Source organism: Tranquillimonas alkanivorans (assembly GCF_900115595.1).
GTDB classification, from domain to species: Bacteria; Pseudomonadota; Alphaproteobacteria; order Rhodobacterales; family Rhodobacteraceae; genus Tranquillimonas; species Tranquillimonas alkanivorans.
This window is the reverse complement of the sequence record NZ_FOXA01000004.1, coordinates 234,556-246,329: the sequence shown is the minus strand read 5'-3', so window position 1 is coordinate 246,329 and position 11,774 is coordinate 234,556. Positions and strand designations below refer to the sequence as shown.

The 11,774-nt window shown below is 67.2% G+C and carries 12 protein-coding genes and 1 pseudogene; 2 read left to right on the top strand and 11 right to left on the bottom strand.

The window, feature by feature from the left end:
* Positions 1-513: pseudogene (locus BM162_RS07725) on the top strand (ISNCY family transposase); the annotation flags it as partial.
* A 94-nt stretch (positions 514-607) separates the two neighbouring features.
* Here the strand turns inward: BM162_RS07725 and phoB are convergent.
* The 7 genes from phoB to BM162_RS07690 form a co-directional block, all read right to left on the bottom strand.
* Positions 608-1,297: a phosphate regulon transcriptional regulator PhoB gene (phoB, locus tag BM162_RS07720; protein ID WP_093420016.1), complete on the bottom strand. Its 690-nt coding sequence runs from the start codon at positions 1,295-1,297 to the stop codon at positions 608-610.
* Position 1,298: 1 nt separating this feature from the next.
* Positions 1,299-2,012 (bottom strand): phosphate signaling complex protein PhoU, encoded by a 714-nt coding sequence (gene phoU / locus BM162_RS07715; protein ID WP_093420070.1) that lies wholly within the window; start codon positions 2,010-2,012, stop codon positions 1,299-1,301.
* 5 nt (positions 2,013-2,017) lie between these two features.
* Positions 2,018-2,815 (bottom strand): phosphate ABC transporter ATP-binding protein PstB, encoded by a 798-nt coding sequence (gene pstB / locus BM162_RS07710; protein ID WP_093420013.1) that lies wholly within the window; start codon positions 2,813-2,815, stop codon positions 2,018-2,020.
* 12 nt (positions 2,816-2,827) lie between these two features.
* Entirely contained in the window at positions 2,828-4,180 is a 1,353-nt protein-coding gene (gene pstA / locus BM162_RS07705; protein ID WP_093420011.1) for a phosphate ABC transporter permease PstA, read from the bottom strand.
* Positions 4,177-5,637 (bottom strand): phosphate ABC transporter permease subunit PstC, encoded by a 1,461-nt coding sequence (gene pstC / locus BM162_RS07700; protein WP_093420008.1) that lies wholly within the window; start codon positions 5,635-5,637, stop codon positions 4,177-4,179. The genes pstA and pstC overlap by 4 nt, the downstream gene beginning before the upstream one ends.
* 77 nt (positions 5,638-5,714) lie before the next feature.
* Positions 5,715-6,761 carry a PstS family phosphate ABC transporter substrate-binding protein gene (locus BM162_RS07695; protein ID WP_093420006.1) on the bottom strand — a complete coding sequence of 349 codons (1,047 nt, stop codon included), beginning with the start codon at positions 6,759-6,761 and terminating at the stop codon, positions 5,715-5,717.
* Between the two features lie 132 nt (positions 6,762-6,893).
* Positions 6,894-7,919: a sensor histidine kinase gene (locus BM162_RS07690; protein WP_093420003.1), complete on the bottom strand. Its 1,026-nt coding sequence runs from the start codon at positions 7,917-7,919 to the stop codon at positions 6,894-6,896.
* Positions 7,920-8,072: 153 nt separating this feature from the next.
* On the opposite strand from BM162_RS07690, the gene BM162_RS07685 reads away from it, so the two are divergent.
* Complete coding sequence (locus BM162_RS07685; RefSeq protein WP_093420000.1) at positions 8,073-8,447, top strand: hypothetical protein; 375 nt, start codon at positions 8,073-8,075, stop codon at positions 8,445-8,447.
* On the opposite strand, the gene BM162_RS07680 is transcribed toward BM162_RS07685, so the two are convergent.
* The 4 genes from BM162_RS07680 to BM162_RS07665 form a co-directional block, all read right to left on the bottom strand.
* Positions 8,439-9,620 carry a trans-sulfuration enzyme family protein gene (locus BM162_RS07680; protein WP_093419998.1) on the bottom strand — a complete coding sequence of 394 codons (1,182 nt, stop codon included), beginning with the start codon at positions 9,618-9,620 and terminating at the stop codon, positions 8,439-8,441. The two genes, BM162_RS07685 and BM162_RS07680, sit on opposite strands and share 9 nt — an antisense overlap.
* A 76-nt stretch (positions 9,621-9,696) precedes the next feature.
* Entirely contained in the window at positions 9,697-10,227 is a 531-nt protein-coding gene (locus BM162_RS07675; RefSeq protein ID WP_093419995.1) for a gamma carbonic anhydrase family protein, read from the bottom strand.
* Positions 10,224-10,862: a guanylate kinase gene (gene gmk, locus BM162_RS07670; protein ID WP_093419993.1), complete on the bottom strand. Its 639-nt coding sequence runs from the start codon at positions 10,860-10,862 to the stop codon at positions 10,224-10,226. The genes BM162_RS07675 and gmk overlap by 4 nt, the downstream gene beginning before the upstream one ends.
* Before the next feature lie 4 nt (positions 10,863-10,866).
* Entirely contained in the window at positions 10,867-11,745 is an 879-nt protein-coding gene (locus tag BM162_RS07665; protein WP_245759198.1) for a YicC/YloC family endoribonuclease, read from the bottom strand.
* Positions 11,746-11,774 lie beyond the last annotated feature (29 nt).

The window sequence follows — 11,774 nt, the reverse complement described above, 5'->3', positions numbered from 1 at the left end:
TTCGCCAAGCCTCCGGCCAAGCCGGACAACCTGCACCGCCCCCTGAACGTCGCGCCCGACCGGTTGCAGGAGATCTTCTGCCTTCGCGACAAGCGCTATGTCAGCAAGGACCTGATGCTGACCTACGACCACAAGCGCATCCGGCTGGAGGTGAACGATCTGACGCGCGAGCTGGTCGGCAAATACGTCGACACCTACGAATTCGCGGATGGCCGGATCCAGGTGCGCCACAAGGGCCTCGCCCTGCCCTTCGAGATGTTCGACCCGCATCAACAGCATGTCACCCACGCCGCGATCACCGAAAACAAGCACCTGAGCGCGGTCCTGGCGCATATCAAGGAGCAGCAGGACCAGGCGGCGGCTCCGCCCGAGGTCAAGCCGGAAAGCGCCCGCAACGGCTATAAGAAGACCGGGCGCCGGTCCCCCGGACGACCGTCAAAACTCGACGCCTACTACGCCCGTAAACGCGCCGAGCGTGAAGCCCGCGTAGCCAGCCAGGGCTGCGATAACTGAGGTCTCCGCCCTGCCAGGCTACGCTGCCGTCGCGCCCAAGGTGACATTCCTGCTTTGCACCGGCGGTGACATTTCAACTTGGTTGCAACACGATTCATCCCAAAGCGTAGCCCGCGCCGCGCACCGTTCGCACGGGATCGTTTCCACCATGTTGACCGAGTGCCTTGCGCAGCCGCCCGATGTGAACATCCACCGTCCTCGTATCTACGTAGATGTCGCGGCCCCAGACCCGGTCCAGCAACTGCTCGCGGCTCCAGACGCGGCCCGGTTTCTCCATGAACGTCGTCAGCAGCCGGAACTCTGTCGGTCCGAGCTTCAAGGCCTTGCCGTCGCGCGTCACGCGATGCGTCTCGGCGTCGAGCACGATGTCCTCGTACACCAACTGCTCGCCGACCGTCGCAGGTCGCGTTCGGCGCAGTTGCGTGCGAACCCGCGCCATCAGCTCGACCACCGAATACGGCTTGACCACGTAGTCGTCGGCGCCGGTCTCGAGCCCGCGCACGCGGTCGACTTCCTCGGACCGCGCGCTCAGCATGATGATCGGCACGTTGCGTGTTTCGCTGCGCACCTTGAGCCGCCGGCAGACCTCGATCCCCGACACTCCGGGCAGCATCCAGTCCAGCACGATGACGTCCGGCGCATCCTCTTCGACGAGAAGCAGCGCGTCGTCGCCAGTTTCGGCCCTGGATACGCTGAAGCCTTCGGCCTCGAGGTTGTAAGCCAGCACCTCGCGCTGCGCCGGCTCGTCCTCGACGACCAGAACCCGTGGCTGTCCTCCGGCCATGTCAGGTCTCTCCGGGTGCGGCAAAGGACGTGCGGTCGCCCTTGGGCCGGTTGTCCTCAGGCAGCACGCCGGTCACGAGGTAGATCACCTGTTCGGCAATGGCGGTCACGTGGTCGCCCATCCGTTCGATGTTCTTCGCGATGAAGTGCAGATGCATGCACGACGTTATGTTGCGCGGATCCTCCATCATGTGCGTGAGGAACTCACGGAACAGCGCGTTGTACATCTGGTCGACCTCGGCGTCGCGCTGGCGCACGTCCTCTGCCAGTTCCGCGTCGCGCTGAATGTAGGCGTCGAGCGCGTCCTTCATCATCAGCTCGACCTCGCGCGCCATGCGGCGGATCGATTTGGCCGAGCCGTCGACGGGCTGCATCTGCACCAGCACCGTGGTACGCTTTGCCAGGTTCTTGGCGTAGTCGCCGCAGCGCTCTAGGTTGGCGCTGATCTTCATGACCGTCAGGATCGTGCGCAGGTCGCGCGCGACGGGTCCGCGCAGCGCGATGACGCGGGCGCATTCTTCGTTCACCTGTTCTTCCAGCCGGTCGATCTGCTTGTCATTTTCGCGCACCTGGCGCGCCAGCTCCTCGTCCCGTTCCTCCAGCGCCTTGGCGCTGTCCAGGATCGCGGCCTCGACCATCCCGCCCATCTTCATGATAAGCGCCTGAATCGCCTCGAGGTCGCGGTCGAAGGCCTCGGTGATGTGTCTGTCCTGCATCTCGCTCATCCGATCCGCCCCGTGATATAGCTTTCCGTCCGGGTGTCCCGGGGATTGGTGAAGATCTGGCCGGTCTCGCCGTACTCGACCAGGTGGCCCAGGTGGAAGAACGCCGTCTTCTGGCTGACCCGCGCCGCCTGCTGCATCGAGTGCGTGACGATCACGACCGAATAGTTCTGCCGCAGCTCGTGGATCAGGTTCTCGACCTGGTCCGTGGCGATCGGGTCGAGCGCCGAGCACGGCTCGTCCATCAGCAGAACCTCGGGTTCGGTGGCCACGGCGCGGGCGATGCACAGGCGCTGCTGCTGTCCGCCCGACAGCCCCGTGCCCGGCGCCTGCAGGCGATCCTTCGCCTCGTCCCAAAGCGCGGCGCGCCGCAGCGCCCGCTCGACGATGTCGTCGAGGTCCGCCTTGTTCCTTGCCATGCCGTGGATCTTGGGCCCGTAGGCCACGTTGTCATAGATCGACTTGGGGAACGGGTTCGGCTTCTGGAACACCATGCCCACGCGGGCGCGCAGCTGCACCGGGTCCACGCGCGGGTCATAGATGTCTTCGCCGTCGAGCCGGATGTCACCCTCGACCCGCGCCGAGTCGATGGTGTCGTTCATCCGGTTCAGGCAGCGCAGGAAGGTCGACTTGCCGCAGCCTGACGGGCCGATGAAGGCGGTCACCGTCTTGTCCTGAATCTCGACGTCCACGTCCTTGATGGCGTGGGTATCGCCGTAATACACCTGCACGCCGCGGGCCGCGATCTTGATGTCTTTCATGTCCACGCTTCTTTCTGTCAGGCGCTCGTCTTTCATGGCCACGTCCTCCTACCAGCGACGTTCCAGGCGCCGCCGAAGGATGACGGCAACGGTATTCATCAGGACGAGGAAGACCAAGAGAACGATGATCGCCCCCGATGCGCGCTCGACGAAGGCCGGGTCGGCGCGCTGCGTCCAGTTATAGACCTGCACCGGCAAGGCCGAGGCCGGGTCGAAGAAACCCTCGGGCGGCGCGTCCGGGTATTCCCGCACGAAGGCGACCATGCCGATCAGCAGAAGCGGTGCGGTTTCGCCCAGGGCCTGTGCGAGGCCGATGATCGTGCCGGTCAGGATTCCCGGCATCGCCAGCGGCAGGACGTGGTGAAACACCGACTGCATCTTCGACGCCCCCACGCCGAGTGCCGCGTCGCGGATCGACGGCGGCACGGCTTTCAGTGCGGCGCGGGTCGCGATGATGATGGTCGGCAGAGTCATCAGCGTCAGTACCAGCCCGCCCACGATGGGTGCCGATTGCGGCAGTCCCATGAAGTTGATGAAGATGGCGAGGCCCAGGATGCCGAACACGATCGACGGCACCGCCGCGAGGTTCGAGATGTTGACCTCGATGATGTCGGTCAGCCGGTTTTTCGGCGCAAATTCCTCGAGATAGATCGAGGCCGCCACGCCGATGGGCAGCGCCAGCACGAGCACCACGATCATCATGTAGAACGAGCCCAAGATAGCCACGCCCAGCCCCGCGGCCTCGGGCCGCTGGTCCGAGGCGTCGGGTGCAGTGATGAAGTCCCAGTTGAAGCTCGTCTTAAGATAGCCGGCCTCTTCCAGCGCATCGGCGAGCCTGAGTTGCTCGACCGAGACGTTGGAATCGAGCGCCGCCGTCTCCATCGTCACGCGGCCCTTCATGTAGCCGTCGATCCGTCCGCCGGCGAGCAGCTCGGCCTCGAGCGTGGTGCCCACGGCCTCGGGGTTGGCAAGCACGAAGTTCCTCAGTTGCGCCGCCGCCTCCTGCGAGATGAATCCGCCGAGGTCGGAAGGCTCCAGCCCCTCGATCTCGATTGCCTCGGCGGCGATCACGTCGGCCAGCGCGTCGGCGACCAACGGCGCGTAGCTGAAGGTCGTCACGCGCTGCATCTCGGCCGGGTCGCGGTTGCCCTCCGGATCCAGCGTCTCGGCCGGCAGCTCGACGGGTATCTCCACCATCGTCTGCTCGAACGCCGACAGACCACGCCCGAGGATCGAGGTCAGAAGGAAAACCAGCGCCAGGATGCCCACGGTCACGGCGATCATGCCGTAGAGCTTGAAGCGCTTCTCGGCCGCCTTGCGCCGCTTCATGCGGCGCGTGGGCGTCAGGATCGAATTGGCGGGACGCCCCTCGGGACGGCCGTCGGCCTGTGCATCGGTCATTCGTACTGCTCCCGATAGCGGCGAACGATGTAGAGCGCGAGGACGTTGAGCCCAAGCGTGATGACGAAGAGCGTGAAGCCCAGGGCGAAGGCGACCAGCGTCTCGGCGCTCGAGAAGTCGGTGTCGCCGGTCAGCTGGCCCACGATCTTGACGGTCACGGTGGTCATCGCCTCGAACGGGTTGAGGTCGAGCTGGGCCGAGGCCCCTGCCCCGAGCACCACGATCATCGTCTCGCCGATGGCGCGGCTCGCCGCCAGCAGCACGGCGCCCACGATGCCCGGCAGCGCGGCGGGCAGCACGACCTTCTTGATGGTCTCGGACTTCGTGGCCCCCACGCCGAGCGAGCCGTCACGCAGCGATTGCGGCACTGCGCCGATGATGTCGTCGCTCAGCGACGACACGAATGGGATCAGCATGATCCCCATCACGAGGCCAGCGGTCATGACCGAGGATGCCGAGGTGCCGAAGCCCAGCGGCTCGGCGAAGTAATCGCGCAGAAGCGGGCCCACGGTGATCAGCGCGAACAGGCCGTAGACGATGGTCGGGATGCCGGCGAGGATCTCGATCATCGGCTTGGCGATGGCGCGGGTCTTCCGGCCGGCGTATTCGGCCAGGTAGATGGCCGCGAAAAGCCCCACCGGCACCGAGAAGAGCAGCGCGATGAACGAGATATAAAGCGTGCCCCAAAGCAGCGGCAGCAGTCCCAGCTCGGACCCGCCGTGGAACTGCGGCGCCCATTCCAGACCGAAGAAGAACTCGGTCCAGGAATACATGCCGAAGAACGACCACGTTTCGAACACCATCGACAGGACGATGCCGACCGTGGTGAGGATCGCGATCGACGCGGCGGCGACGAGGATCGTCAGCACGCCTCGCTCGACGCTGTTGCGGGCGCGGAAGTCGCTGTCGCTTTTCATCACGGCGATGGCGAAGCCGCCGATGGCCAGCAAAAGCGCCAGGACCGTCAGCGCGGTGTTTCCGGTCGTGCCGAGTGCGCGGTAGCTCTGCGCCGCCTCCAGCACCTCGGGCTGGACGTCCGAACCCAAGAGGATGCCCAGCTCGGCCAGCTGCGCGCGCACCTCGGCGATGTTGCCGCCGATGTCGCGCGCCTGTTCGGCCGTCAGCGCGCCCTGCTCCACCGCGGTATTCAGCCCTTCGGCGATGCGGCGCACGTCGGCCATGATCAGGCTCCGCGCGCCCGGATCGGCGGCCACGCTCTCGGGGATCGCGCCCGAGACGCGCCATTCGATCAGCGTGGGCTCGGCCATGGCCCAAATGGCGATCAGCGCCATCGCGGGCGCGATCGTCAGGATGACCGCATTGAAGCCGTAGTACGACGGCAGCGAGTGCAGCTTGCGCGCCTCGCCGCCCGCCGAGGCCAGCGCCCGCTGCCGGGCGACGAAGAAGCCCGCCGCCGCAAGGGCGAGGACCGTGAGAACGAGCCAGAGGAGTGGCATGGGATGACGCTCCCGTCAGATGCAGATCGGGGGCGACGTCTCACGCCGCCCCCGAAGTGTCGAGCCTCGAGGGTCGATCAGTTGGGCATTTCCATCGAGTCTTCTTTCTCGACCGTCTGCTGGACCTGCGCCAGTTCCGGGTCCGAGACGAGCCCATACTGCGCCAGCGGACCGTTCGGGCCGGCGATCGGGTCGCTCACGAAGAAGCGGGCGAAGTCCTTCAGGCCGGGGATGACCGGGATGTGCGCGCCCTTGATGTAGAAGTACAGCGGACGCGACACCGGGTACTCGCCCGAGGCGATGGTCTCGGTCGACGGCGTCACGCCCGACATGGTGGCGACCTTCAGCGCGTTGGTGTTCTGCTCGTAGAAGGCCAGGCCGAAGACGCCGATGGCATTCGGGTCGGCCTGCAGGCGGTTGAGCGTCTCGGTGTAGTCGCCCTGGATTTCGACAACGGCCTCGTCGGTCCGGACGGTCATGCACTGCGCCTCGGCCATGTCCTCGTCACCGCCGTTCAGCTCGACGAGCTGCTCATAGGCGCCCGACTCCTCGCAGCCGGCGAGGATCACGTTTTCCTCGAACACTTCGCGGGTGCCGTGGTTAGTGCCGGGGATCAGCGCCAGGATCTCCTGGTCGGGGAGCGAAGCGTCGACCTCGCTCCAGTTGGCGACCGGGTTGTCGACCAGTTCGCCGTCGCGGATGACCTGCTCGGCCAGGGCGTTGTACCACTGGGCCGGGGTGAAGGCGAAGTCGGGGCCGTTGATGTCGCTGGCGAACACGATGCCGTCATAGCCGATGCGGACCTCGATGATGTCGGTCACGCCGGCCTCGGCGCAGGCTTCCTGCTCGGACGGGCGGATGGCGCGGCTGGCGTTGGCGATGTCGATCGTGTTCTCGCCGATGCCCTCGCAGAAGCGGCGCAGACCGGCCGAGGAGCCGCCCGATTCGACCACCGGCGTCGGATAGTCGAAGTTCTCGCCGAAAGCCTCCGCCACGATGTTGGCGTAAGGCAGCACCGTCGAGGAGCCGGCGATCTGGACGTTCTCGCGGCTCTGGGCGACGGCGGCGGTCGCGGAGACGGCGGCGATCGCCAGAGTCGAGGCGGACAGTTTTCCGAAGGACATTCTTAACTCCTGGTTCTGGTCAGGGCCGCGTCCGGCGGCCTCGGGGCGCGTCGTAGGAGCCCGACGCTGATCTTTTGTGACAGGCAGGTAACGCTTTTATGACAGCGAAAGGTTCCTATGCGTAAACCGTTCTCAGGTGCGCGGCAGGATCACGTTGAAGCGGCTGCCCTGCCCTAACGCGCTTTCCACCCGCAGCCGTCCTCGATGGCGATTGACGATGTGCTTCACGATTGCCAGCCCGAGCCCCGTGCCGCCCATTTCGCGGGACCGATGGCTGTCCACCCGATAGAACCGCTCGGTCACACGCGGGATGTGCAACGGGTCCATCCCGTCGCCTCGATCCCATACGGCGACCCGTACCGCCGGGCGCCGCAGCGAGGGATCGCGCACGTCCTCGGTCATCTCGACCCCGACGACCCCGCCCGAGCCGCCGTACTTGAGCGCGTTCTCGATCAGGTTCGTGAAGACCTGCCTGAGCTGGTCGGCATCACCGGGCACCACCAGCCCCTCGCGCACGCCCTCTCGCTCGAATCGCACGCCCGCCTCCTCGGCCAGCGGCTCGAGCGCGTGGAGCACCGATTGCAGCAGCGGCCCGAGGTCCACGCCGGTGGCCGGACGCACCCGCTCCTCGGCTTCGACCCGGCTGAGCGAAAGTAGATCGCGCACCAGGCGGTTCATCCGCGTCGCCTCGTGCTCCATGATCCCGAGGAAACGGTCCCGCGCCGCCGCGTCGTCGCGCGCCGCGCCACGCAGCGTCTCGATGAACCCCAGAAGCGCGGTCAGCGGCGTGCGCAGTTCGTGGCTGACGTTCGCGACAAAATCGCGTCGCATCTGCCCGGCCTCTTGCATGGCCGACACGTCCTCGAAACTGACCATGACCCCCGCCGGCACCGGTGCGGCGGTGGCCTGCCACGTCGTCCCGCGCTTGGCTTCGTTGGCGAGGAACCGCGCCTGCGCCACCTCTCCTGTGTCGAGCGTTCGTTCGATCGCGTCGAGCACGGCAGGCTGGCGCAGCACCGTGATGTAGTGCCGCCCCTTCCCGGCGCCTAACAGCGTCGCGGCACGGGCGTTCATCGCGCCCACCCGCCCGCCGAAAGTGACCAGCAACACCGGCAGCGGCAGCGCCTCGAGATACGGGGAGAGATCATCGGCATCCATTCCGCATGCAAACGAGTGATTCGCCTGAAGTTTGCAAGCCTCAATCCGCAGTTCTGCTTCCGCGGGTTTACATCGGCGGTTGTTCGCGTATTACCTGTGCAAGCGTCCGCGGCAGAAGGCAGGCGGTGGGCACCGAAAGCAACGACTCGCGGCATGGAATCGGCGGCTGCAAGACGCCGGGGGGAGGGGAGCATCCAGCAGCGTATTCTTTGTGTCGGGTGCCCGCCGAACGCGTCCCCGCCCGACCGGCAGGACCCATCGATCCAGTATGCCGGCTATGACGAGGCGCTCAAGCTCCTTGAGGGCACGAACCCTCCCTCGCTGATCCTGTCGCCGATCATCGAACGGGACTTCGATTGTCTCGACCTCGCCCTCGCGCTGGCCAGAACGGGCTTCGTCGGCCGCTACCGCGCCTTCGCGCAGGGCCTGCGCGACGCGAGCCATATCGTCGAGGAGGTGCGCGCCCGCGCCCCCGGCCTCGACTTCGACATCGTCGAGATGCCGGCGGCCCCCCTGCGGTTAGCCTGACGCCGCCGCGATGGCCGCACCGAGTTCGCGGGAAAGCAGCTCCACCGGCTCCACCCCCACCGAAACGCGGAACGTGCCCTCGGAAATGCCGAGCGCCGCGCGGCCCTCGGGCGTCAGCGCCCGGTGGGAAGACGTGGCCGGGTGGCTCAGCGTCGTGCCGATGTCACCTAGGGTCGGGGCGAAGGCGATCTGCGGCGCGGCCCGCACCAGCGCGTTGGCGGCGTCGCGGCCGCCCGCCACCTCGAACGTCACCATGTTCCCGCCGCGCTCGCCCAGTAGTGCGCGGGCGCGGTCGGCGTCCGGGTGATCCGGTCGCGTCGGATACAGCACGCGCGCCACGCCCGGCAGAGCCGCCAGATGGTCGGCCAGCGCCGCCGCGTTCTCCTCGGCCCGGTCATAGCGCAGCTCGAAGGAATACAGCCCCCGCTCGGCAAGCCAGCAGTCGAACGGGCTGGGCGTGAGGCCCAGCGTCACGGCGGTCCCGGTGATCGCCTCTTGCAACTGCGGATCGCGGGCCGCCACCCAGCCCAGCGTCGCGTCCGAATGCCCGGCGAGCAGCTTGGTGACCGAGTGGATTACGATGTCCGCCCCGTGCTCGAACGGCCGCAGGGCGCGCGGCGTGGTGAAGGTGTTGTCGACCGCCAGCAGGATGCCGCGCTCGTTCGCAAGCCGCGCGATGCCGTCCAGGTCGGCCACCCGCAGCGTCGGGTTCGACACGACCTCGATCAGGATCATGCGCGTTTCCGGCCGCAGTGCCGCCTCGACGGCAGCGACGTCGGTGGGATCGGCCAGCGAGGTCGCGATGCCCATGCGCGGGAGTTCCTGGCTCAGCATCCTGAGAGAGCGGCCGTAAAGCTGATCCCCGCCCAGCACATGGTCGCCCGCCTTCAGGCAGGCGAACATCGCCGCCGTCACCGCAGCCATCCCCGAGCCGACGACGAGCCCGCGCGCGGCCACCTCCATCGCGTCGATCTTGCGCGCCAGAACGTCGGCGTTCGGGTGTCCCTCGCGGGCATAGGTGTAGCCGGGTGCGCGGCCCTCGTACTGCGCGTCGAGCGCGTCGGGGCTTTCCGAGGCATAGACGACCGAGGGCTGAAGCGGCGTCACCACGGCGCGGCTGGAGCTTTCGGGCCACGGCGTGCGGCGGACGAGCGTTTCGGGGCGGTCGGTCATCTGTCTCTCCGGATCGGGCGAAGGCGCGAAAACTCTTCAGAAGAGTTTTGGCTAATTCCTTCTGAAGAAATTTGCGTCAATCGAGGGCGGTGAGGTGCTCGGCGAAGCGGCGGGCGTTCTCTTGGTACTTCAGCGCCGAGGCCAGAAGCCCCTGGATCGCCTGCTCGTCGAGCGCACGCACCACCTTGCCCGGCGCGCCGACCACGAGCGATCCGTCGGGAATTTCCTTTCCCTCGGTCACCAGCGCCCCGGCGCCGATCAGGCAATTCCGCCCGATCCTGGCGCCGTTCAGCACGATCGCGCCCATACCGATCAGCGACTGCTCTCCGATGGTGCAGCCGTGCAGCATGGCCTTGTGCCCGACGGTGACATTCTTTCCGATGGTCAGCGGGAAGCCCGGATCGGTGTGGCAAACGACGTTTTCCTGCAGGTTCGCCCCCCCGCCGACCTCGATCGGCTCGTTGTCGCCGCGCAGCGTCGCACCGAACCAGACCGAGGCGCGCGACCCCAGGATCACCCGGCCGATCACGTTGGCATCGGGCGCCACCCAGGCCGAGCCGTCTTCGGGCAGCGTGGGCGACAGGTCGCCGAGAGCATAGAGGGTCATGCCGTCTCCTCGAATTCCATCTGAAGCTTGCGCACGTGGTCCACCAACTGCGGCTGCTGTGGCCGGCGCAGGCGTTCGGCGGTGACGATGTTGAACAGCTTCGCCGCCGTCTGATCCAGATCGTCGTTGACCAGCACGTAATCGTAGCTGTCCCAGTGGCTGATCTCGTCCCAGCTTTTGGTCATGCGCCGCGCGATTGTGGCGTCGTCATCCGAGGCGCGCGCGATCAGGCGGCGGCGCAGTTCGCCGATCGACGGCGGCAGCACGAAGATCGACAGCACGTGCGGAGCCAGCGACGAATTGGTGATTTGCTGCGCGCCCTGCCAGTCGATGTCGAACAGCACGTCCGACCCGGCCTCGATCGCCTCCTGCACCGGGGCCTTGGGCGAGCCGTAGAAGTTGCCGAAGACGTGGGCGTGTTCCAGCATCTCGCCCTCGGCGACCATGTGCTTGAAGGACGGCACGTCGATGAAGCGATAATCGAGCCCGTCTCGCTCGCCGGCGCGCGGCTCGCGGGTCGTGGCCGAGACCGAAAAGCGGATCGTCGGATCCCACTCCATCAGCCGCCGCGCCAGCGTGGACTTGCCCGCGCCCGAGGGCGACGAAAGAATGATGAGAAGACCGCGCCGCGCCAAGCTCTTACTCCACGTTCTGGATTTGCTCGCGCATCTGATCGATGGCGGTCTTGAGGTCAAGCCCGAGGCCCGTCAGCTCGGCGTTCTGCGCCTTCGAGCACAGCGTGTTGGCCTCGCGGTTGAACTCCTGGCACAGGAAATCCAGCTTTCGCCCGACCGGCCCCTCGGCCGCCACCAGCGCGCGCGCCGCCGTCACATGCGCGTCGAGCCTGTCGAGCTCCTCGGTCACGTCAGCCTTCACGGCGATCAAAGCCAGCTCCTGCGCCACGCGGTCCGGGTCGGCCCCGTCCGCGTTTTCCATCACCCGCGCGAGGTTGCGGCGCAGCGCCTCGGCCATCTGGTCGCGCCGGGCGTCGATCAGCGCGCGGGCTTCACCGGTCAGCCGCGCAATGTCGTCCACCTGCGCGCTCAGGTTCCTGACCAGCGCCGCCCCTTCGCGCGCGCGCATCTCGTCGAGGGCGCCCAGCAAGCCGGGAAGCTGCGCCACCAGCGCCGCCGACAGCGCCTGGGTCTCGCTCTCGTCCCGTCCCGCCGACTGCACGCCGCGCATCGCCACGATCTCGGCCGCGCTGGTGGGCCGCAGCGCCAGCCCCTGCCCGGCCGCCGTCGCCTCGACCTGGCGCAGTTGTTCGAGCACCCGCGTCAGGCCGGCCGGGTCAATCCCCGCCGCCGCCTCGTCCTCGGCCCGGGTCAGGCGCAGCGACACGGTGACGCTGCCGCGCTTTACCGCCTGCGGAACGGCGGCGCGGACGGCGGGCTCGAGCCCCTCGATCCAGTCGGGCACGCGCACGCGCAGGTCCAGGCCGCGCCCGTTCACGCCCCGGATGTCCCACGTCCAGCTCCACGGGCCGTGCTCGCCGGAGAGGGTTGCGAAACCGGTCATGGACTTGGGCATCGTTAACCCTTTCGTAA